This window comes from Rothia mucilaginosa ATCC 25296, from assembly GCF_000175615.1.
GTDB lineage: Bacteria > Actinomycetota > Actinomycetes > Actinomycetales > Micrococcaceae > Rothia > Rothia mucilaginosa.
Map to the genome: position 1 here is coordinate 199,407 of NZ_ACVO01000015.1, position 22,602 is coordinate 222,008.

Annotated in this window: 18 protein-coding genes and 1 tRNA gene; 13 read left to right on the forward strand and 6 right to left on the reverse strand. The window is 59.1% G+C overall.

What is annotated here, in order from left to right:
* Nucleotides 1-106: 106 nt before the first annotated feature.
* The 4 genes from ROTMU0001_RS04350 to ROTMU0001_RS04365 all read right to left on the reverse strand — a co-directional run bounded on the left by ROTMU0001_RS04350 (nt 107) and on the right by ROTMU0001_RS04365 (nt 5,628).
* Nucleotides 107-1,114 carry an NUDIX hydrolase gene (locus tag ROTMU0001_RS04350; RefSeq protein WP_005508345.1) on the reverse strand — a complete coding sequence of 336 codons (1,008 nt, stop codon included), beginning with the start codon at nt 1,112-1,114 and terminating at the stop codon, nt 107-109.
* 250 nt (nt 1,115-1,364) lie between these two features.
* Nucleotides 1,365-3,638: an RNA degradosome polyphosphate kinase gene (locus tag ROTMU0001_RS04355; RefSeq protein ID WP_005508346.1), complete on the reverse strand. Its 2,274-nt coding sequence runs from the start codon at nt 3,636-3,638 to the stop codon at nt 1,365-1,367.
* A 66-nt stretch (nt 3,639-3,704) separates the two neighbouring features.
* On the reverse strand, nt 3,705-4,769 hold the full coding sequence (mshD, locus tag ROTMU0001_RS04360; protein WP_005508347.1) for a mycothiol synthase: 1,065 nt from the start codon (nt 4,767-4,769) through the stop codon (nt 3,705-3,707).
* A 181-nt stretch (nt 4,770-4,950) separates the two neighbouring features.
* Nucleotides 4,951-5,628 (reverse strand): winged helix-turn-helix transcriptional regulator, encoded by a 678-nt coding sequence (locus ROTMU0001_RS04365; RefSeq protein WP_005508348.1) that lies wholly within the window; start codon nt 5,626-5,628, stop codon nt 4,951-4,953.
* A gap of 639 nt (nt 5,629-6,267) precedes the next feature.
* Here ROTMU0001_RS04365 and ROTMU0001_RS04370 point away from each other — a divergent pair.
* Nucleotides 6,268-6,957, forward strand: a complete 690-nt coding sequence (locus ROTMU0001_RS04370) for a nitrobindin family protein (RefSeq protein WP_005508349.1) — start codon at nt 6,268-6,270, stop codon at nt 6,955-6,957.
* A 65-nt stretch (nt 6,958-7,022) separates the two neighbouring features.
* On the forward strand, nt 7,023-8,258 hold the full coding sequence (gene ygfZ, locus ROTMU0001_RS04375) for a CAF17-like 4Fe-4S cluster assembly/insertion protein YgfZ (protein ID WP_005508353.1): 1,236 nt from the start codon (nt 7,023-7,025) through the stop codon (nt 8,256-8,258).
* A gap of 132 nt (nt 8,259-8,390) precedes the next feature.
* On the opposite strand, the gene ROTMU0001_RS04380 is transcribed toward ygfZ, so the two are convergent.
* Nucleotides 8,391-9,422, reverse strand: coding sequence for a 6-phosphofructokinase (locus ROTMU0001_RS04380; RefSeq protein ID WP_005504866.1), 1,032 nt, complete (start codon nt 9,420-9,422; stop codon nt 8,391-8,393).
* A gap of 472 nt (nt 9,423-9,894) precedes the next feature.
* Nucleotides 9,895-11,097: a pyridoxal phosphate-dependent aminotransferase gene (locus tag ROTMU0001_RS04385; RefSeq protein ID WP_005508355.1), complete on the reverse strand. Its 1,203-nt coding sequence runs from the start codon at nt 11,095-11,097 to the stop codon at nt 9,895-9,897.
* A 354-nt stretch (nt 11,098-11,451) separates the two neighbouring features.
* Between ROTMU0001_RS04385 and ROTMU0001_RS04390 the strand changes: the two genes are divergently transcribed.
* From ROTMU0001_RS04390 to ROTMU0001_RS04440, 11 genes are all read left to right on the forward strand, one after another.
* A tRNA-Trp gene (locus tag ROTMU0001_RS04390) sits at nt 11,452-11,524 on the forward strand.
* A gap of 77 nt (nt 11,525-11,601) precedes the next feature.
* Nucleotides 11,602-11,880 carry a preprotein translocase subunit SecE gene (gene secE / locus ROTMU0001_RS04395; RefSeq protein WP_005504868.1) on the forward strand — a complete coding sequence of 93 codons (279 nt, stop codon included), beginning with the start codon at nt 11,602-11,604 and terminating at the stop codon, nt 11,878-11,880.
* 104 nt (nt 11,881-11,984) lie between these two features.
* Nucleotides 11,985-12,731: a transcription termination/antitermination protein NusG gene (gene nusG, locus ROTMU0001_RS04400; RefSeq protein ID WP_005508356.1), complete on the forward strand. Its 747-nt coding sequence runs from the start codon at nt 11,985-11,987 to the stop codon at nt 12,729-12,731.
* A gap of 266 nt (nt 12,732-12,997) precedes the next feature.
* The gene (gene rplK, locus ROTMU0001_RS04405) at nt 12,998-13,426 is read left to right on the forward strand and encodes a 50S ribosomal protein L11 (RefSeq protein WP_005504870.1); all 429 of its coding nucleotides are present in this window, start codon (nt 12,998-13,000) and stop codon (nt 13,424-13,426) included.
* Nucleotides 13,427-13,563: 137 nt separating this feature from the next.
* Entirely contained in the window at nt 13,564-14,259 is a 696-nt protein-coding gene (gene rplA, locus ROTMU0001_RS04410; protein WP_005504876.1) for a 50S ribosomal protein L1, read from the forward strand.
* Between the two features lie 305 nt (nt 14,260-14,564).
* On the forward strand, nt 14,565-15,539 hold the full coding sequence (locus tag ROTMU0001_RS04415) for a TDT family transporter (RefSeq protein ID WP_005508358.1): 975 nt from the start codon (nt 14,565-14,567) through the stop codon (nt 15,537-15,539).
* A 101-nt stretch (nt 15,540-15,640) separates the two neighbouring features.
* Nucleotides 15,641-16,783, forward strand: a complete 1,143-nt coding sequence (locus tag ROTMU0001_RS04420) for an ABC transporter ATP-binding protein (protein ID WP_005508359.1) — start codon at nt 15,641-15,643, stop codon at nt 16,781-16,783.
* Nucleotides 16,784-17,175: 392 nt separating this feature from the next.
* Nucleotides 17,176-17,706, forward strand: a complete 531-nt coding sequence (rplJ, locus tag ROTMU0001_RS04425; protein WP_005504882.1) for a 50S ribosomal protein L10 — start codon at nt 17,176-17,178, stop codon at nt 17,704-17,706.
* A 156-nt stretch (nt 17,707-17,862) separates the two neighbouring features.
* A complete protein-coding gene (gene rplL, locus ROTMU0001_RS04430; RefSeq protein ID WP_005508362.1) occupies nt 17,863-18,237 on the forward strand; it encodes a 50S ribosomal protein L7/L12 in 375 nt (124 codons plus the stop codon).
* A 322-nt stretch (nt 18,238-18,559) separates the two neighbouring features.
* Nucleotides 18,560-20,101 carry a glycoside hydrolase family 32 protein gene (locus ROTMU0001_RS04435; RefSeq protein ID WP_005508364.1) on the forward strand — a complete coding sequence of 514 codons (1,542 nt, stop codon included), beginning with the start codon at nt 18,560-18,562 and terminating at the stop codon, nt 20,099-20,101.
* Between the two features lie 242 nt (nt 20,102-20,343).
* Complete coding sequence (locus ROTMU0001_RS04440) at nt 20,344-22,332, forward strand: PTS sucrose transporter subunit IIABC (RefSeq protein ID WP_005508365.1); 1,989 nt, start codon at nt 20,344-20,346, stop codon at nt 22,330-22,332.
* Nucleotides 22,333-22,602 lie beyond the last annotated feature (270 nt).

The window sequence follows — 22,602 nt, forward strand, 5'->3', positions numbered from 1 at the left end:
TCAACCGCCCCTCTATTGTAAAACCCACGAATGGGCGCAGGTAGAGCAAACGCGCTGAGCATAAAGCCCAGCGCGCTCGCCGTTAGAAGATCAAAGTATATGGATGCTAGTCCAGAGCCGCGCGTACTCGCTCCACCGAGACAATACGCGGGTCATCGCCCTCGGTCACCTGCAGAACCAGGGCATCGCCAGGCTCCAGGTACGGGTCCTCAGTCGGAAGAACCTCCGCGGAACCCTCAAACAGGTACTCACGCAGAACATCCATCACCTGGGGCAGCACCGGGCGGTGAGTGCACAGCAACGAGGAAGAATCCTTATCGAACAGCGACGCCACGGTGCGGGCAACACGCGCCGGGTGACGCTGAGCGCCAGCCTCAGACAGGGACTTCTTCTCCTTCACCGACACACCATAATCCACCGAGTACGGGGTCACGGTCTGAACGCAACGCAGCCACGGGGAAGAAATAATACGGCTCGGAGCCCACGCCGCAAAGAGACGGCTAGAAGCCAGCGCCTGACGCTTGCCGGTCGCCGCGAGCGGGCGGTCATCCTCAGCGGCAGCCCAGTTCGAACGCGGCTTAGCCTTCGCGTGGCGGGCAATCAAAATCGGGCGGGTACGCAACGCATCCGCCTCAGCCAGAGCCTCCAGGGACTCCAGGGGTGCCAGGTCGTCCTCGTTGGTCAGCAGGGCGCGAGCAACCTCGGTGGATACCCAGCGCAGCTCATCCACTTCACCCTCATCCGCCAGGGCGCGGGAGCCTTCCGGAAGCTCAGCAGACCAGTAAAAAACATCCTTGGGACGTCCGCCCACCGGGTAGGAAGTCACAGCCAGGGGCACACCCAGAACAACCTGCAGGCCGACCTCTTCGCGAATCTCACGAATAGCAGTCTCAGCCAGGGACTCGCCCGGGTCCTGCTTGCCCTTAGGCCAGGACCAGTCGTCATAGCGGGGGCGGTGAATGATCAGGACCTCAAGCGCACCATCGCGCATGCGCCAAATCAGTGCGCCAGAAGCAACAATATCCGCAGTGTTTGAGGGGGCACGGTCAATGCTGTTGACCGCGTCAAAACGTCGTGCCGAGTAGTAGATGGAGGGGGAATCCAGCGGTGCCATATCTCTCTCTGATCCTCTTCGCTAGGCTGTGCACAATGCCAGAGGGCACCATGCTCCGCGTCTAATTGTAGGTGAGAGAGCGGTCAAGTTGTAATCTCAACGTAACCTGTTGTTCACTTTTGCTCTAAGTGCACTAGTCCACTGCACGTTTTTGCACGACACGCGGAAAACCCCGCCTGCCCCACGCCATAAAGCGCGAGAACAGACGGGGTTCACGACCAGAAATCACTGGCAGATCAGAGGCAAGTCCTTAGACCTTATCCACCACGTTCTTACGGGAACGCGAGCTCAGGTAGTACGACTGCACGTCCTGCAGCGGGTTGCCCTGATCGTCGGTGTCGTGGCGGGTCCAGTTGCCCTCAGAATCCAGGTGCCAGGTACGCGAAGAATCACTCATGTAGATGGTGAACATGTCACGCAGGTACTTCACGTGGCGCGGATCCTTCACCGGTACCAGAGCCTCAATGCGGCGGTCCAGGTTGCGGTGCATCATATCGGCAGAGCCAATGTAGACAATCGGATCGCCACCATTCTCAAACGCAAACACGCGCGAGTGCTCCAAGAAGCGGCCCAGCACCGAACGGACGCGAATATTCTCGCTCAGACCCTTAACGCCCGGGCGCAGCGCGCAGATACCGCGAACCACCACATCCACCGGCACACCAGCCTGCGAAGCGCGGTACAGCGAATCGATGACGGCCTCATCCACCATGGAGTTGCACTTGAACTGAATCTTCGCCGGACGACCCGCCTTATGGTTCTCAATCTCCTGGTCGATGCACTCAATCAGACCGCTACGCAGAGTACGCGGCGCCACCAGCAGCGACTGGTAGTTGGTCTTCGGCGCGTAACCGGACAGCTGGTTGAACAGGCGGGAGACGTCCTCACAAATCTGCTCATCGCAGGTGATGATACCCAAATCCTCGTAGAAACGAGCCGTCGACGGGTGGTAGTTACCGGTACCAATGTGCGCGTAACGGCGCAGATGGTTACCCTCGCGGCGCACCACCAACGACAGCTTGCAGTGAGTCTTCAAACCCACGATGCCGTACACCACGTGCACGCCAGCGCGCTCCAGCTTACGAGCCCACGAGATGTTGGCTTCCTCATCAAAGCGAGCCTTAATCTCGACCAGCGCCACAACCTGCTTGCCCGCCTCAGCCGCCTCAATCAGCGCATCCACGATGGGGGAGTCGCCACTGGTGCGGTACAGGGTCTGCTTAATCGCCTGAACACGCGGGTCAGCGGCAGCCTGCGCCAAGAACGCCTGCACACTGGTCGCAAACGAATCGTACGGGTGGTGTAGCAGCACGTCGTGGTCGCGGGCGGCAGCGAACACATCCGCAGCCTTCGCGGTCTCGGTGGCGTTGAGCCAACGGGAAGTGTGCGCAATGTGCTTGGGGTAGTGCAGCGCCGGACGGTTCGCACGAATAATCGCACTCATACCGCGCAAATCCAGCGGGGCCGGCAGACGGTACACCTCAGACTCGTTGATGTTCAACTCAGAAATCAGCAGATCCAGGATGGTCGGGTTGATGGTGTCCTCAACCTCCAGACGGACCGGCGGACCGAAACGACGGCGCAGAAGCTCCTTCTCTAGAGCCTTCAGCAGGTTCTCTGCATCGTCCTCTTCCACCTCAAGATCCTCATTACGGGTCACGCGGAAGACGTGGTGCTCCACAACCTCCATGCCAGGGAAGAGAGTGTCCAGGTGCTCAGCAATGATGTCTTCCAGAGCAATGTAGCGGCTCTCGCGGCCCGCAGTATTGGCGGCGCGGGAACCATCCACAGAGACCATACGGTCCAGCTGATCGGGCACCTTCACACGAGCGAACAGTTCCTTGCCGGTCTGCGGGTTACGCACCAGCACCGCAAGGTTCAGCGACAGACCCGAAATGTACGGGAAGGGGTGCGCCGGGTCAACAGCCAGAGGGGTCAGAATCGGGAAGATATCCTGCATGAACTCCTGGCGCAGGCGCTGCTTAGCGTCCGTATCCAGGTCGTTCCAACCCACAATGCGGATGTTCTGCTCCTCCAGAGCCGGAAGAACCTGGTTGTGGAACACATCAGCGTGGCGAGTCTGCAACTGGTGAGCGCGCTCAGCAATCTCTTCCATCTGCTCTTCGGGGCTCAGACCGGCAGCCGAAGGCACCGCCAGACCGGTCGCAATGCGGCGCTTCAGACCCGCCACACGCACCATGAAGAACTCATCCAGGTTAGACGCCACAATCGACAGGAAGTTCAGACGTTCCAACAGGAACAGGTTCGGGTCCTCCGCCAGCTCCAGCACGCGGGTGTTAAAGTCCAGCCAGCTGCTCTCACGGTCGAAGAAACGCTCCGGGCCGAACTCCTCTTCCAGACTGAAGTAGGAGCGCTTCTCGCCCTTCTCAATGCGGTCGCCGCGAGACTCGGCACGCTCAATCTTCGAAATATCGTGGCCGATATGAATGACACCGGTCATGGGTGCCGGCTCAGACGGCTTAGGCTTAGGCGCCTTATTCAGGCCATTGGGGGCGGGTACCATACTGTACTTGCCTTTCTAATCGGGGATAAGTCGTGAAGAAACACGCCAACTGTGGCGCACCAAAAACTAGGCGGCAGGTGCGTCCTGCTGGGCGGGGGCGTACATGCGGTCAACCGTCGCCACGCCGAAACCTAACGAAGTGTAGAGAGAATATGCGGTGGTGTTATCGGCGTCCACGTACAGGTCGATGGCGCGCAGCGGCTCGCCGTTCTCGTCCTCAGCGCATGCCAGGTACGCCAGCGCGCGCAGGGTGAGGGTTCGGCCCAGGCCGCCTCCCTGCGCCTGCGGGTTCACGCCCACCACGTAAATCTCACCGGAGGGGGACAGCTCGCCCTGCTCCTGACCGGTCGGAATCTTCGTCCAGGTGAATGCCGCAATGGCGGAGTCATCATCCACCTCGGAGGCGATGAAGAAACCCTCGGGACGGAACCAGGGGGAGCCGGTGCGCTCGCGCAAATCGGCAAGGGTGAGCTTGCCCTGCTCCGGGTGGTGCGCAAACGCTGCGGCATTCACGCGTAGCCAGGGGAACTCATCCGCGCCGGTGAAGGTGCGCATCCGCAGGTTCTCCGGCAGAGTGCGCGCGTCGGAGCGTTCCACGAGCTCTTCGCGGGTCTGAGCGTCCAAGGGCAGAACCATCTTGTACAGCACGCGCACCGGCTCAAAGCCGTGCAGGGTCGCGAACGCGTGGGCGGGGCTTTCAATGCCGGTGTCGGTGGCGCTACCGTGAACCCAAAGTCGGTATCGTACGGCGTCTTCACCCAGCTGGCGAACGGCGTGGTCGAAGAATGCGCTGCCGGCGCCTCGTCCGCGGTATTCGGAGGCGACGGCTGCCTCAATTACGCCGGTATCTTCGTCGTCTGCCGGGGTGAGCGCCACGAAGACGGCGGCGAGGGTCCCGTTATCCTCGGCGACAAAGAAACGCGGAGGGGTGAGGGTGCTTTCGCGCAATGCCTTGCTCAACTCAACGCGGGTCTGCTCAGAGAACGCCGAGACGCCGTCATGGCGGGCAACCTTCTGCGCAAAGGAGTCGAATCGTTCCAGCAGCTCTTCGGTGAGATGCGGTTCCGCGTAGACAAGGGAGCTTTCAGCGGGCAGGGTGGAGGGATTGGGTGTCTGACTGTGTACCATCATCGCCTTCTTTCGTAGCCTTCTGATTCAACTCTACCGGGGATAGTTGCTCTTTGAAGAGTTTGTTCTTCGTCCTGGGCGAATATGACAAGAACCGGAACATTTACACATTCTGGTACTCAGCTCAGCGGCGAGGCTACTTCATAACGGGGTACACCAAAATAGGGGTTGGAGCCCTAAAAATTTAGCGGGTGCTGTTGAAGGAATAGCCCACGTTACGCACGGTCGAAATCATCTGCTCGTATTCGGTACCGAGCTTGGAACGCAGACGACGCACGTGCACGTCCACGGTGCGGGTGCCGCCGTAGTAGGAGTCGTAACCCCACACCTCGGAGAGCAGCTGGGCGCGGGAGAAGACTCGTCCGGGGTGCTGAGCCATGAACTTGAGCAGTTCAAACTCTTTGAAGGTCAGGTTCAGCGCGGTGCCGGAGAGGTGCGCCGAGTACGCCTGGGTGTCAATGACGAGGTTACCCGCGCGCACGATGCGCTCTTCGGAGTTCTCTTCTTCTGCGGCTGCATCGCTCTTGATGGCGAGGCGCAGGCGCGCATCCATTTCGGAGGGGGACGCCTGGTCAGAAACAATATCGTCAACCTGCCAGGAGGCAGCAACCGCCGCCATACCGCCTTCATTCAGGAGTGCGATGAGCGGCAACTGTACGCCGGCGGCGCGCAATAGCTGGGCGCATTGGCGTGCTTTAACGAGTGCGGTGCGGGCGTCGACCATGAGCAGGTCGAAGGTCTCAGATTCGAGGGTGGTGTGGGCGGTATCGAGGGGGAAGACGTGTACCTTGTGGCTGAGGAGGCTCAGCGAGGGGATCATATCCTGCGCGGCGGTATCGCTCATGAGCGCAATACGGTACACACTCTCTCCTTTCCTGCATATTTCCCGTGTAAAACTTTTGGCTCTTTCTAGTGTACTCGCCCGGCTGTGATGCAGCTGTGGGAGCCAGCGCAGGCGGGGCGCAAATATCGTATTCCGGACTGTTCATATAGCCTTTTCAACCGATGACTGCGGGGGTTCTGGCATGCTGGCGCGGAACCGGGGTCTTGCCCGGCGCTAGGCGGGTCTTGCACCCGAGAAGCGGCTTGGGTGTCCACTATGTTTCCGCCGTTGATTCTGCGCCCTTTTGGGGTGGGTCTGTGGTAGGTTTAAGGCATGGAAAACAATCTTATGGCTCTTGAAGCTCTCTTCATGTCGCTGATGGCTATTATCTCCGTGTGCATCGGTATCGGTGCATTCGCAGTGTTGCGTGGCCTCTTCAGCGGACAGAAGTAGTCTTCCCGCACAGAGCAGAAGCATCGCCCACACAGGGCTTTAGGCGGTCGTACGGTTCGTACCGCCTCGCCAATGACGGCGTGAACCCCCACCCGGTCCCCTCCGGTTGGGGGTTTTTCTTTATGCTGCCCGCCGTACCGTTTACTCTGCAGACGGCAGTGCTGCCCCGTGCCGTGAGCGAACGAACAGGCTACCGTTGTACGCACGGGTACTAAAATGGAAAGTATGGCTATTGAAATCCCTACCAACCTAACCCCTGAACTTGTTCCCTTCGCATGGCTGCTTGGCACCTGGGAAGGCACCGGAACCATGTGGTACGAAGGCCAGGAAAACACCCCCTTCGGCCAGATTATTACTTTTGAGCAGGATGGTCTGCCCTTCATCGAATACCGCGCTGAGTCTTTCCTGCTCGATGACGAGGGTCAGAAGCTGCGCCCCATCACCGTTGAAACCGGTTTCTGGCAGATCGACCGCCCCCTGACCGACGCTGACGGCGGCTTCGGTATTGTCCCCAAGGACGTTGTTCCCGCCTTCGCTGACGCGGCAAGCGTAGAGACTCTCCGCAATGCCGACGACGGATTCTCTCTGCTGGCGACCATTGCGCACCCCGGCGGTATTAGCGAAAACTACGTGGGCATGGTCAAGGGCCCGGTCATTCGCATGCAGACCGGCAACCTGCTACGCGATGATATTTCCCACGACTACGCCGGCTCCGTGCGCCTGTGGGGCCTGGTCAACGGCAACCTCATGTGGGACTGGGAGGTCGCAGACGCCGAGGGTAAGCTGCACAAGCACGCCTCCGCTGAACTGCGCAAGACCTCCTCGATGACCGGTGATTCTCTGGGCACTTCGATGTTCGGTTCCTTGGATGGCGAAGAATCCACCGGTGAGCCCGGCTCCGAGCCCACCGCCTAATAACTAACTTGTGTCTGCCCCGCCGGTCGGCGGGGCAGACTCTTTGCGTGAAAGGTGCACCTTCCGTGACTGAATCTTCGCTTGAAGCGCCTCAGGCTGAGGCACCCCAGCCCGATGCCGCCCGCCCGGTGAGCCCCCTGCTGAGCCTGCACGGCGCTTTTGCCGCCTCCGGGCTGGATGCCGGCGTCGCCGCACACTACGGCAACCCCATGCTGGAGCAACGCGCCCTCAGCTTCGACCGCTCCGCCAGTGCGGACGAGCCGCTGGTGCTGGTGGACCGCTCCTCCCTGGGCGTGGTGCGCGTTGAGGGGCCGGACCGCCAGACCTGGCTGACGTCCATCGCCTCGCAGATTCTGACCGGCATGACCGTCGGGGAGAGCCGCGAGTTCCTGCTGCTTTCCCCTCAGGGCCGCGTGGAGTACGCACCCTCCGCAATTGAAGACGGCGAGGCGCTCTGGCTGATCGTTGAGGGCTACCAGGCTCAGCCGCTGACCGATTACCTAAACCGCATGAAGTTCATGATGCGCGTTGAGGTGCAGAACCTCAGTGACGAGTATGCGGTACTGGAGAGCGCCCGCAACCCGATCCTGCAGGACGGTTCGGTACATCCTGCGCTCGCTGAGGGTAAGCCGCTGGTGTGGGAGGACCCTTGGCACACTCCGGCACCGGGTAGCTACCGCTACGATGAGGCGGGCGATGCTCACCCGGGTGCGGACTACGTGCGTTTCTTGAGCATTGTGCCGCGCTCTGTTCTGCCCGCCCTAGCTGAGTCTTCGGACGCGCGTTTTGCGGGGCTGTGGGCTGCGGAGGCTCTGCGTATTGAGGCATGGCGCCCGCGCTACGGTACCGAGGCGGACGATAAGACGATCCCCCAGGAGCTGGATTACACCCGTACGGCGGTGCATTTTGATAAGGGCTGCTACAAGGGGCAAGAGACGGTGGCTCGCGTGCATAACCTGGGTCGCCCGCCGCGCCGCCTGGTGTTCTTGGATATTGACGGTTCGGAGCACACCCTGCCGGCGGCAGGTAGTGAGCTGTTCGTGGAGGGCAAGTCCCGCCCGGTCGGTCGTATTACCTCGGTGGCGCTACATTATGAGGCGGGCCCGATTGCTCTGGCTGTGATTAAGCGCGGTGTTGACCCGCAGGCGCCTTTGCGTGCGGTTGATGGCGGTGACTTCCTGCCCGATGGTTCGCCGGCGCCGGCGACCGAGTATGCGGTGGCTCAGACGACGGTGGTTTCGCCGGAGTCCGGTGAGGTGGCGCGTCGTTCTTTGGCGGGTCAGGACTTCCTGAAGCGCTAGGCGCTCCCCGACCCAAAACCGCCTGAACTAGAACCCACCCCAACTAAAACCGCGGAGGCGGGCACCCGTTACGGGTGCCCGCCTCCGCGGTTTTAGTATGAGTGCTCAGCGAGCTTGCTGAGCCTGCGGGGTTTAGCGGCCGAAGAGGACGGCTGCTTCTTCCCAACGTTCCTGAGGTACGGACTTCAGACCGTCCAGTGCCTCTTCGAGGGGTACGTACTTGATTTCGGTGCCCTGCACGGAGACCATCTTGCCCCACTGCTTCTGAGCGACCATGTCGACTGCGCCCATGCCCAGGCGGGTTGCGAGCACGCGGTCGTAGCCGGTGGGTGCGCCACCGCGCTGGATGTGGCCCAGGATGGTGTTACGGGTCTCGACGCCGGTCATCTTCTCGATCTCGTGGGTGATGTACTCACCGATGCCGCCGAGACGGGGACGACCGTCCTTTTCGGTACCCTTGTTTGCCATGACGTCGTCGAAGCCTTCGGGGATGAAGCCTTCAGCAACAACAACCAGGGGAGAGCGGCCGCGGTCGTGTACTTCCTTGACCCATTCAGCAACCTGCTCCATGGAGACCTTGACCTCGGGGATCAGGATTGCGTGTGCGCCTGCTGCCATACCGGAGTGCAGTGCAATCCAGCCGACGTGGCGGCCCATGACCTCTGCAACCATGCAGCGGTGGTGCGATTCACCGGTGGTGCGGATGCGGTCCATTGCCTCGGTTGCGATGGATACAGCGGTGTCGAAACCGAAGGTGTAGTCGGTTGCGCGCAGGTCGTTGTCAATGGTCTTGGGGACACCGATGACGGGCAGGCCTGCGTCTGCCAGACGCTTTGCGCCTGCGAGGGTGCCTTCACCGCCGATAGCAACGATTGCGTCGATGCCGTGGCGTTCCATCATAATTTCGATGTTTTCGGGGCCACCGTTGGGGCCGTCGAAGGGGTTGGTGCGGGAGGTACCGATGATGGTGCCGCCCTGGGCTGCCAGGCCGCGGACCTTCTGACGGGGCAGGTCCATGTAGTCGCCTTCAACGACGCCGCGCCAGCCATCACGGAAGCCGACGAACTCGTAGCCGTACTTCTTGACGCCGTTGAGGACAGCGCCGCGGATGACAGCGTTCAGGCCGGGGCAGTCGCCGCCGGAAGTAAGCAGACCGATCTTCATGGTTGGCTCCTAATGTCTGCGCGTTTTAGGTGTTGTGCGCGCGTGTATATAACTATGACCTCCACGAATTCGGCACGCGAATGTTCGCCGGTCGGGAGGTCGTTCTCTTGGTCTCTATTTTAGCGATGTTTGGGTTGTGTGGGTAGTGGTGGAAAGCCGTGGGAACGCCTGTTTTGGTGCTGAAAAGTTCAGGTTTTTAGTACCTGTATGTTTGGGTTTGAAACACAAATAGCCGCCCTTTCCCACCTATGGCACCGAAGAGGCGAATGAGGCTTCCTCACATCTGTAAAGATGCGGGAAGCCTCATTCGTTTTAAAAATATTTTTAAATATTTGTGGGATTCTCCGTTTTTAGGGCAAAAAACGGTCAATAGTCCTGTGATTGATCGTTTCGTACCGGTTTATCCCACGTCTGAACCGCTTCCCACGGGGTGAGTTGCAGGTTTAGCGGGCGCGCTCAGAGGGGGACGGAACTAGTCGCGTGCCTGACCGAGGAACTTCTGCAGGCGTGCCAGGCCCTCTGCCAGGTCCTCGTCACTCAGAGCGTAGGAGAGGCGCAGGTAGCCGCTGGGGCCGAATGCCTCGCCGGGAACTACGGCAACCTCAGCCTTTTCGAGGATGAGCTCGGCCAGCTCTGCGGTGGTCTGCGGGCGTACGCCTTCAATTTCCTTGCCGAGCAGTTCGCGTACGTCCGGGTATGCGTAGAACGCACCGGTGGGTACGGGGCAGTGCACGCCTTCAATAGCGTTCAGGCCGTCGACGATGGTGCGGCGGCGGCGGTCGAAGGCGGCGTGCATGATTTCCACGTCGTCCTGCGGACCGGTCAGAGCGGCAAGAGCTGCGCGCTGGGCGATGTTGTTGACGTTGGAGGTCATGTGGGATTGCAGGTTGGAAGCTGCGGCGATGACGTCGCGCGGGCCAATCATCCAGCCCACACGCCAACCGGTCATGGCGTAGGTCTTTGCCACACCGTTGAGGATGACGCACAGGTCAGCGAGTTCGGGCACCGCCTTCAGAATGGAGACAGCCTGAACACCGTCATAGGTGAGGTGCTCGTAGATTTCGTCGGTCAGAACGAAAATGCCCTTGGACAGAGCCCATTCGCCGATGGCGCGGGTTTCCTCTTCGGTGTAGACGGCACCGGTCGGGTTGGAGGGGGAGACGAAGATGAGCGCCTTGGTGGCGGGGGTGTAGGCTGCTTCGAGCTGCTCGACGGTGACCTTGTAGTGCTGGTCGCTACCGGCGAACACCTCGATGGGGTTGCCGCCGGCCAGGCGGATGCACTCGGGGTAGGTGGTCCAGTAGGGTGCGGGCAACAGGACGTCGTCGCCTTCGTCAATGACGGTTGCGAATGCCTGGTAGACCGCCTGCTTACCGCCGTTGGTGATGACAACCTGGGAGGGGTCAATCTCTACACCGGAGTCGCGCAGGGTCTTTTCGGCGATTGCCTTCTTCAGTTCGGGAAGACCGGAGGCGGGGGAGTAACGGAAGTTCTTGGGGTCGTTGAGCGCTTCGCGTGCGGCGTCCACAATGTGCGCGGGGGTGGGGAAGTCCGGTTCGCCTGCGCCGAAACCGATGACGGGGCGTCCCTGAGCCTTGAGTGCTTTTGCCTTTGCGTCGACGGCAAGGGTTGCGGAGGGTGCGATGGCACCGATGCGGCTTGAAATACGCGCCATGGGGCTCTCTTCTCTTTCTTCTTGTGCGCTGCCGGCGTGAAGTCGACAAGGAAATAGGTGATGGGAATGCACGTGTGGGACCAATCCGCGCGTGATGGGCGCGGGTGTGTGCGGCGTTCCTTGTACTAGGATACGGTCCACTAGTAGCGATACGGAACCCTTCGTCAAGGTATCTCAAGAGGTTTTTTGAAAAATATTACATTTTGAAGTTGCATCGGCCCCGAAAGATGGTTTACAGTTAGTTCTGCACCCGCAAGGGTGTAATTGTTTGCCCCTCTAAAGCCCACGGCTTGCGAGGCAATAGAGGAGTGAACGAGTGAGAAGCAACTCTCACACCTGAAGTGAAAACTTCAAAGGGTGGTGGCTCAATTGGTAGAGCAGCGGTCTCCAAAACCGCAGGTTGCAGGTTCGAGTCCTGTCCGCCCTGCTTTTATTGCCTCAATAAATAATTTGTACGCCCGCACCCCGGGCGTACTTTTTTAGACTCAGAAAGGGGCAGAAGAAATGGCATCGTCTGCTACCGCCGAGAAGGCTGTCCAGCCCGGCGCATCGTCGAAGAGCGATAAGAAGCTCGGTTTCTTCGGCCGTATTTTTGCATTCCTCCGTGAAGTTTTTGCGGAGTTGAAGAAGGTTACTACTCCCACCGGACGTGAACTGGTTGGTTACTTCTTCGGAGTTCTGTTCTTCGTCGTGGTGATGCTCCTTCTTATTTCTGGTCTGGATTATCTTTTCGGACAGGGAGCATTCTGGATTTTCGGTAACGGAACGATTCAGCGTAACTAGTACTGGTTGCATCCTTATCTGGGGTGCCCCATCAGTGATTTCCCTCAGCGCATTGGCGAGTGGAAGTCCCCTCTAGATGATTAACGATAGAAAGTAGGAGCGACGTGTCCGAGCAGGAACTGGTATCCGAGATTGAAGAGGTCGAGGTAGCCGCTGCTGAGGCTACTGAGGAGTCTGCAGCTATTGAGCAGCAGGCTGAGGAAGCTACCGAGGATGTCGAGGTGGCTGAAGCAGCTGCTGAGGCTGCTGAGGAAGTCGACGCTCTGGAAGAATTCAAGTCCAAGCTGCGCCGTCAGATGGGCGACTGGTACGTGGTTCACACCTACTCCGGCTACGAGAACAAGGTGAAGACCGGTATCGAGACCCGTATCCAGAACCTGGAAGCTGAAGATGAGATCTTCGAGGTTCAGGTTCCCATGGAGACCGTGGTTGAGTTCAAGAACACCGTGAAGAAAACCATCCGCCGCGTGCGTGTTCCCGGTTATGTTCTGGTTCGTATGGAACTGACCGACCACTCGTGGGGCGTTGTCCGCCACACCCCCGGTGTGACTGGCTTCGTGGGTCAGGATGCGTACAACCCGGTCCCGCTGCGCATGGACGAGGTCTTCGACATGCTCCTGCCGGTCTTCGAAGAGCAGCAGCAGAGCCAGGGTCTGCCTGTTTCCAAGCCCGTTATCGAGTCCGACTACACTGTGGGCGAGAATGTCCGCGTGAAGTCCGGTGCTTTCGAGGGCATGGACGCTACCGTTTCGGAGATCAAGGGCGAGTCCCAGCAGATTGTCGTGATGATTTCCGTCTTCGGCCGCGACACCCCGGTGACCTTGAGCTTCACCGAGATTGAAAAGATTTAACGCTTTGGCGTTGTGAATATGAGCCTCGCACTTTGGTGCGGGGCTCATATTTTGTGTCGGCTGTATAACCGGCGGCGGCTGTGCGGATGAGGTTTACTCTTTCTGCTAGCTGGCGCTGGATTAAGTCGCTGATTAACGCTAGAATGTTGGTTTGTGTATGCGCATGTCACGCTTTCATGCGGATGCACGGGTGACCGCGCCACGGTCACCGTCTTGCCGGCGTACGCTCCTGTGCGTCGGTTCCCAGCTAAGAAAAGGACCCTACATTGGCTCCCAAGAAGAAGGTCACTGGCCTCATCAAGCTGCAGATCCAGGCAGGCGCCGCTAACCCGGCTCCCCCCGTCGGCCCCGCACTGGGCTCGCACGGTGTGAACATCATGGAGTTCTGCAAGGCATACAACGCTGCAACCGAATCGCAGCGCGGTAACATCATCCCCGTTGAGATTACCGTCTACGAGGATCGCTCCTTCACCTTCATCACCAAGACCCCTCCGGCTTCCCAGCTGATCAAGAAGGCTGCTGGCGTTGCTAAGGGCTCCGCTGTTCCTCACACCACCAAGGTTGGTTCGCTGACCGAGGCTCAGGTGCGCGAGATCGCTGAGACCAAGATGCCCGACCTGAACGCAAACGACCTGGATGCTGCTTCCAAGATCATCGCAGGTACCGCTCGTTCCATGGGTATCACCGTCGAGTAATTTCGGTCCGCCGAATAGCCGAGTAATCGGCACCGTAGATTTTTCTACACAGAACTTGTAAATGCCCGTCGTATGGACGGGATGTGGCAGAGCCGAGCGCGGCTCACGAGACCACAACTGCATAAGGAGAAAAGCAGATGGCAAAGCGCAGCAAGGCGTACAAGGCAGCTGTAGCCAAGATTGAAGAGGGTAAGCTCTACACCCCCGCTGAGGCAGTTGCCCTGGCGAAGGAAACCTCTTCCACCAAGACCGACGCAACCGTTGAGGTTGCAATGCGTCTGTCCGTTGACCCCCGTAAGGCAGACCAGATGGTTCGCGGTACCGTGAACCTGCCCCACGGCACCGGTAAGACCGCTCGCGTGGTCGTTATCGCAGCAGGCCCCAAGGCTGCTGAGGCTGAGGCAGCTGGCGCTGACTACGTTGGTTCCGACGAGCTGATCGCAAAGATTGCTGGCGGCTGGACTGACTTCGACGCAGCGGTTGCAACCCCCGACATGATGGGCAAGGTCGGCCGCCTGGGTAAGATCCTGGGTCCCCGTAACCTGATGCCGAACCCCAAGACCGGTACCGTGACCATGGATGTTGCAAAGGCTGTTGCAGACATCAAGGGCGGTAAGATTGACTTCCGCGTTGACCGTAACTCCAACCTGCACTTCATCATCGGTAAGGCTTCCTTCACCGCTGAGCAGCTCGAGGAGAACTTCCAGGCAGCTCTGGAAGAGGTTAACCGTCTGAAGCCCTCTTCGGCTAAGGGTCGTTACATCTCCAAGGCAACCGTTGCTACCACCTTCGGCCCCGGCATCCCCGTTGATCCGGCTGCCGTTGCTGCCTAAGGTATGCACCTGTAGCTTCTAGCATTTAGCTAGTAGTCGCCCCCGACGTTTAGGCGTCGGGGGCGACTTTTTTGTACATGATTTTGTCTGTGTGAAGATTCAAAACACAGCGTGAAGATTCAAGACATTGCGCGACCGGAATCGGTTAAAGTACGTCACGGACTTCCAGCTTGTATAGGCTTAAAACATAGAATGATTTTCTGGTCCCTGGTTCCTATGGTGTTGCCCATGCCCCGGCACCGTCGAAACACATATTGGGGCTGCGTGCCCCCATCCTGCCCTACAACTATGAGAGGTAAAACCTAATGCCTTCTTCCCTTCAGAGCGAGCAGAGCGCCCGTCGCGGTCTCAGCGTGCCGGTCAATTATTTTGCGGTGGCGCTGGGTACCGGTGCTTTGGGTGCTGCCTGGCGTACCGGCGCGTCGAAGGGAATGGCACCTGATTGGGTGGGGGAGAGCATCTTGGCTTTTAACGCTGTGGTGTGGCTGCTCCTTGTGGGGTTTTTGGTTCATTCGGTGGTGAAGTACCGTGCGTGGGTGCGTAGTTTTTGGGAGCATCCGGCGCGTACCTGCTTCTTTTCGCTGATTCCGGCGACGACGGCGCAGGTTGGTGCGGCTCTCTACCCGTATGCTGAGGTTCCGGCTCTGACTTTGGTGGTGCTGGGAGCTGTAGGTCAGTTGTATTTTGCGTCTCATCGTATTGCCGGTACGTGGCGTGGTGGGTATGTGCCTGAGGCTGCCTCGCCGGTGCTGTATCTGCCGACTGTGGCGACAAATTTTGCGACCGCTACGGCGATGGGTTTTGTGGGGTGGCACGATATGGCGATGCTCTTCTTCGGTGCGGGTCTGATTTCGTGGTTCAGTATCGAGGCCGCGATTCTGAGCCGCCTGCGCACCCTGACTCCGCTACCTCAGGGGGAGCGCGGCATTATTGGTATTCAGATGGCACCGCCTTTTGTGGGTGGTAATGCGTACCTGGCGGCTAATGGCGGTACGGTGGACTGGTTCTTCCTGGTGCTGACCGGTTATGGCATTCTGCAGCTGTTCTTCTTGATGCGTTTGCTCCCGTGGACTCTTGAGGGTGGTTTCTCGATGAGCATGTGGGGTTTCTCGTTCGGTATGGCTTCCATGGCGGCGAGCGGTATTCGCTTGGCGGCTGCTGGCTCGCTGGGGTTGGTGGGTCCTGCGCTAACGGTGGCGGGTACGGCTTTCCTCATTTTCCTGTGGGTGGGTACGTTGCATCTGGGGCTGAAGGGGCGTTTGCTGGTACGACCGAGCTAGGGCGCTCACATGAGACTCTGGTGCGAGGCTCGCGCGCTGTTTTATGACGGTGCTTATCTTCTGCGCCCGTGCCGGGCACAAGTTTCGGCGATAATGGGGGAATGACTTCTGCATCCTACTCTTCTGCCGCGGCGGAGCCTTTTGAAGGCCTGCGTATTCGAGGTGTCGCTAAGACCTTTGGCACCGATACGACGGTTCTGAACGAGATTGACCTGGATGTGCACCCCGGCGAGTTGATTTCTCTGGTTGGTTCTTCGGGCACGGGTAAGTCGACCCTGCTGCGTATTATTGCCGGTCTGGAGGAGCCGAGCGCCGGTCGGGTGACCTACGCCGGTCAGCCTCTGGAACGCGGCTCGGTGGGTGTGGTGTTTCAGCGCCCTATTCTGTACCCGCATCTGAGTGTGAAGGATAATATTCTGTTCCCGACGCGGTTGGGTGCGTTCTCCGGCGCGGTCGATATGGACTACTACCGTGAGCTGCTGGAGGCTTTGAAGCTTGAGGGGCTGGAGTCCCGTAAGCCTTCGCAATTGTCGGGTGGCCAGGCTCAGCGTGTGGGTATTGCGCGTGCTTTGATTCGTCGTGCTCCGGTGGTTCTTTTTGATGAGCCGCTGGCGAGTGTGGATGAGGAGATGAGCGCGAGTATCCGTGCGGATATTGTGCGTCTGCACGAGCGCTACGGTTTTACCGGCCTGTACGTGACTCACGATCAGAATGAGGCGCTCATGCTGGGGCAGCGTGTGGCGGTCATGGATGCCGGTTACCTGGTGCAGGTGGATACTCCGGAGCGGTTGCTGGCGCATCCGCATACTCTGCAGGTGGCGAAGCTTTTGGCGGCGCCGGCGCTGAATCTTTTGGCTCTTGAGGATTCGGAGTCGCTTCCTGCCGGGTGCGAGTTGGCGATTCGTGCGACCGCTTTGTGCCCCGTGGCGGCAGACGCTGCTCATGCTCTGCCGGTGCAGGTGCTCGGCAGTCGCCATCTGGTGGGTGGCATGCTGTACCGCGCGCGTCTGTTGGAGGCGGTGTCCCTGCCTCTGGAATCTCGGCGGGCTTCGGCGGATTCTGAGCTGAGCACCCGAACGCGTGCCGGTCAGGAGCTTGAGTTCTTTATCTCGGATGCGCAGGGTGCCACCTTGAGCGGCACCTCCCCGAACAGTATTTTCCTGAGTGCGGGGGAGCGGGTGCACCTGGGGGTGGCGGCGGAGCGCTGCTTCTTGTTCTCAGGCGGAAAGCGCTTTTACCTCTAAAACGCATCTTTGTTGACTTGTGGCTGGGGAGAAAGCGGGGGGGGGGTAATCGGCTTAAGGAGGGGCTTTAAGTGATTAATCCCGCTTAATCACGTTTTTAACTTGCGACTCGGGCTTTAACCTGAGATGATGAATGAACCAAAGACCGCCGGTCTAGAACTATGTCCTTTATCGCCACCTCGATGGAGACGAAGAACAGAGTTCTGATAAGAGCAGATTTCACTAGAAATCGCCGCCCGCGTAGGTAACTCGAAGTGAATAGCCGTCGCCCTCATGCAGGGTTCCGTCTATCGTGCCTCGTACGCCTACGCGTCGGGGCATTTTTTATTGCTTGCAATAAATGCTTCGAGGCTCTACCGGCGACCTTACAAGAATCGGAAGAAGGAACTACCATGGCGACTCAGGAAAAGATCGCTGCAGTATCCGAGCTGAAGGAACTCTTCGAAGCTTCGAACGCAGTCATCCTGACCGAATACCGCGGTCTCACTGTTGCACAGCTCAAGGAGCTGCGCCGCGCACTCGGTGCAGAGACCGAATACGCCGTGGTGAAGAACACGCTGGCTGCTATCGCAGCTAAGGAAGCTGGCATCGACGCATTCGAAGGCCACCTCCAGGGTCCCTCCGCACTGGCATTCATCAAGGGCGACCTGATTGATGCTGCTAAGGGCCTGCGTGACTTTGCCAAGGCTAACCCCCAGCTGATCGTGAAGAACGGTTACTACGAAGGTGCCGCTCTGACCGAGGACGACGTCAAGCGCTACGCTGACCTGGAATCCCGCGAGGTTCTGCTGTCCAAGGTTGCAGGTGGTGCAAAGGCTACCATCGCACGCATCGCACAGGTTGTGGACGCACTGCGCGTCAAGCTGGAGGAGCAGGAAGGCGCAGCTCCCGCTGCAGCCGAGGAGGCTTCGGAAGAGGCATAAGCCCCTTTCGTGCTACTGCACCAGCGCTGAGATACTCAGCAGCGTGAACGCGAATAGCGTGTAACGCACCCTAAATTTGACCGACCCTTTCGGGGTAGGTACTGAAGATTTACACCGCGGGCGTCAGCCCGCACCAGATAGTGAAGGAGCCAAACAATGGCTAAGCTGTCCATCGAAGAACTCATTGCAGCATTCAAGGAACTGTCCCTCGTTGAGGTTTCCGAGTTCGTCAAGGCATTCGAGGAAGAGTTCGACGTCACCGCAGCTGCTCCCGTTGCAGTTGTAGCAGGCGGCGCAGCAGGCGAGGCTGCTGAAGAGAAGTCCGAGTTCGACGTTGTCCTGGAGTCCGCTGGCGACAAGAAGATCGCAGTGATCAAGGAAGTTCGTGCCCTGACCTCCCTCGGCCTGAAGGAAGCAAAGGACCTGGTTGACAGCGCTCCCAAGGCTCTGCTCGAGGGCGTTTCCAAGGAAGACGCTGAGAAGGCTAAGGAGCAGCTCGAGGCTGCTGGCGCAACCATCACCCTCAAGTAATCGACTTCTTCTCGATTCTTACGCGGGCGGTGCATCCATCGGATGTGCCGCCTCGCGGCATTTAACGGCCCCGAACCCGCCCGGTATGAAGACTGGGGAGGTTCAGGGCTTTGCCGTGTCCGCTCTTTTCTCCTGTAGCAAACGGGGTATGCGCTACATATTCGGCAGGTGGCGGTATAAGCCGCTGTGACCACCCTGTGCCCCGGGTGAGAGAGGCTGAGAGCACTGTGGTGCCACTCTCCTAGAGCCCGGCAACGGGGCAGAGGTGCCGTATGATGGGATGAGACAACCCAGACATTCCTTTGCACGAAAGCGGATAGACATGAGCGAGCAGAAGAAAAAGAAGAAGAGCGCAACCGAGCGACCCGCCCGCGACTTGGCGGCTGAAGCACAGCAGGTCCTGGACGCTTTCGGTGCCGGTGTTCGTGAAGACCGCGATTACCCGGCTCTACACCTGGCGCCTCCCGTGGGCCGTCTGAATGACCCGAACGGCCTGGTCTTCGATGGTAAGCGTTATCACGCCTTCTACCAGTACTCGCCCCTGCACCCGGAGCGTATGGTCTACTGGCGTCATGCGGTGAGCGAGGACCTGACCCACTGGACCGATGAGGGTACCGCGCTGGTTCCCGATAGCCGCTACGACTCGCACGGCTGCTACTCCGGCTCCGGTATTAAGGTTCCCGGCGGTTTCGAGTTCTTCTACACCGGTAACGTGAAGGACGAAAAGGGCAACCGCGAAACCTACCAGATTCTCGCAACTGCGGGTGAGGACGCGAAGCCGACCCGTCAGCTGCCCCCGCTGATTTCCGGCCCCGCAAAGGGCTACACTGCACACTACCGCGATCCGCACGTCTTTGAGCGTAACGGCGAATGGTGGATGGTTATTGGTGCTCAGCGTGAGGACCTGACCGGTGCTGTGGTCGTGTACACCTCCAAGGACCGCCGCGAGTGGACCTTCCGCGGCGAGCTGGGCATCAAGGACAAGACCCTCAAGGGCACCTACATGTATGAGTGCCCCTCCCTGCTGAGCATGCGCGATGAGCTGACCGGCGAAATCCGCGACGTGCTGATTTTCAGCCCGCAGGGCATAGAGCCCCTCGGCGAGAAGTACAACAACATTTTCCAGAGCGGCTACATTGTCGGTTCGCTGGATAATGAGACCCTCAAGTTCACCGTGGAGACCCCCTTCACCGAGCTGGATGCAGGTTTCGAGTTCTACGCTCCGCAGACCATCTCCGGTACCGGCCTGACTGCTGACCCGAAGGCACCGCACACCGTGAGCGGCGATGCCCCGGTGATGATTGCGTGGCTGGGTAACGCAGCCCAGGACGACCTGCCCTCGTGGAGTCACCGCTGGGTGCACATGTTCACCTACCCGCGTGAGCTGCACCTGCGTAACGGCAAGATTTTCCAGCGTCCGGTTCCGCAGCTGAATGACGCGATGGAGATGAAGCCTCTGTACCGTGAGGAGGAGAAGGGCAAGCTCGTAGAGCTGAAGAACGCCCTGACCTTCCGTCTGCGCGGCCGCGTGAACGTCTCTGATGAGAGCGTGAAGCTGAAGATTAAGGACACTCACGGCGTGGCTCTGAGCATTGTGCTGGATAAGGACTTTGTGCAGATGGACCGTGGCGGTACCCGCTACACCGAGGGTGGTAGCCTGCGCCGCCGTACCCTGAAGCGTTCGAAGATTCGCGAGTTTGATCTGCTGGTGGATGGCTCGGCTACCGAACTGTACGTGGGCGGCAAGTTGGTCGCGTCCATGGGTGCTGAGGTCATGACCGCTCGTACCTTCTTCAAGGGCGATAAGCGCCGTGTCCGCCTGACTGGTGGCGAGGTGTTGTCCCTAGAGTACGGCCGCCTCTAAGCCGTTTTCTAAGCGTTAGGAGCCGCCTGCACGGGTGGTTTCTGGTAATTTCTGAATATGTCTGAGGGCTCACTCTCCGTATGGAGGGTGGGCCCTCGCTTTTAAGAACTTTCCCGTGATACCATGTTTTACATCTGATATGTCAAACGTATGACATACATATGACATGCACACACAGACATGTCACCCCACCCCATTCACAAAGCATCATACGGTGGTGCTCCAAACAAAGGAGAGCGAGCGTGGACCACAAGTCAGTGGCACAGCGCGTGCTGAAGGACGTCGGTGGCGCCGGCAACATCGTTGCAGCCGCACACTGCGCAACCCGCCTTCGCCTCGTCCTGAAGAACCAGGACAAGGTCGACCAGGCAGCAATCGACAACGACGAAGACCTCAAGGGCAGCTTCCTCAACGCTGGCCAGTTCCAGATCATCGTCGGCCCCGGCGACGTCAACGAGGTCCACAAGCACCTCATCGCCGCTGGCGCGCCCGAGGCGTCTAAGGACGAGCTCAAGGAAATTGCCTCCAAGCAGGGCAACATTGTCTCCCGCTTCATCAAGACCATTGCTGACATCTTCGTGCCGCTCATCCCGGTGCTGGTCGGTGGCGGTATGCTGATGGCGCTCAATAGCCTCCTGACCTCTAAGGGTATTTTTGGCCCCCAGGCAGTTATTGAACTTTTCCCTGAGTGGGCTGACTTCGCGGATATCGTTAACCTGCTCTCCGCCGCTCCCTTCGCCTTCCTGCCCGTGCTGGTCGGCTTCTCCGCCACCAAGGTCTTCGGCGGTAACCCCTACCTGGGTATGACCATGGGTGCCGCAATGGTATCCCCGGCCCTGATGAATGGCTACAACGTCGCAGCATCCCTGGCAGGTGCTGAAGGCACCGACCCGATGAAGTACTGGAACCTCTTCGGTTTGCAGGTTCAGCAGGCGGGCTACCAGGGTACCGTGCTGCCCATCATGCTGGTCGCATTTATCCTGTCCCACCTCGAGAAGTTCTTCCACAAGGTCCTCAAGGGAACCATCGACTTCATCTTCACCCCGACCCTCACCATCCTGATCACCGGCTTCCTGACCTTCCTGTTGGTTGGACCCCCGATGTTCCAGCTGGGCACCTGGCTGGGTGAAAGCATCAACTGGCTCTACACCGTTGCCGGCCCGCTCGGCGGTCTGCTCTTCGGTACCTTCTACGCATTCATCGTGATGACCGGTATGCACCAGGCATTCCCGCCCATCGAGATGAGCCTGTGGGCTACCGGTGGTTCCTTCATCTTCGTCGTTGCCTCCATGTCTAACGTGGCTCAGGGTGGTGCTGCAGCCGGTGTCGCACTGACCACCAAGAACAAGAAGATTAAGGGTATTGCTTCTGCAGCCGCACCCTCCGCGTTCCTGGGCATTACCGAGCCCGCAATGTTCGGTGTGAACCTGGCTCTGCGCTGGCCCTTCTACATTGCAATCGTTTCCGCGGGTATTGGTTCGATGGTTACCTCTATTCTTGGAATTAAGGCGGGTAAGCTGGGCGCTGCTGGTTACCTTGGCTTCCCCTCGATTGAAGCAACCGTTGGTGCAGGTATCCCGGGCTTCTTGGGCTGCCTCGTCCTGACCACCGTCATCGCCTTCGTTGCCTCCTTCATCTGGGGTAAGAAGGTCGAGGCGGGCAACACTGAGGAAGCTGAGGCACCCGCTGCTGCGGCTCCCGTGGCAGCTGCCGCAGCCCCCTCTACTGCCGTAGCAGCTGAGGCTGGCGAGAGCGTCGAAATCGGCTCCCACATGGTCGGTTCCGTGGTTCTGCTGGCTGACGTCAAGGACCCCACCTTCTCCTCCGGCGCACTGGGTGCAGGCACTGCAGTGGAGCCCACCGAAGGTAAGCTCTACGCACCGGCTGACGGCAAGATTACCGTCGCATTCCCCACCGGCCACGCCTACGGTCTGCGCACCGAGGACGGCCTGGATCTGCTGATGCACATCGGCATGGACACCGTTGAGCTTGACGGCAAGCACTTCGAGCCCAAGGTTGCTAAGGGGGACACCGTCAAGCGCGGCGACGTAATCGCTGAGTTCGATATTCCCGCGATTAAGGCTGCTGGCTACCCGCTGGCAACCCCCATGGTGATCACCAACTCCAAGAAGGCAGCTGCTTCGGTTGAAGATGTCCAGGCTTCGGGCGCTTCTGTGACCAACGCGGATTCGCTCCTGAAGGTTGCACTGAAGGCAAAGGCTAACGCATAGTCTGCACTCTTGATGAGTAGATAACCTCAACGTGATGTGCACCCCGTACCGCTCTCCCTAGAGTTGGTGCGGGGTGTTCAATTTTTCCTGCAAGAGCGTGCAAAAAGTATGTGAATAAATATTCACTAAAATTATGCATATTGGTGCAATATAAGCTGGCACACATTGGTGCATAGCCATGAAAAATGTCTTGATAAGGAACAATTTATTAGCCAGGAGTGAATAATCCAGCTAATATTTATGTATAGTTTCAAGCTTTTGTAAAGGGTG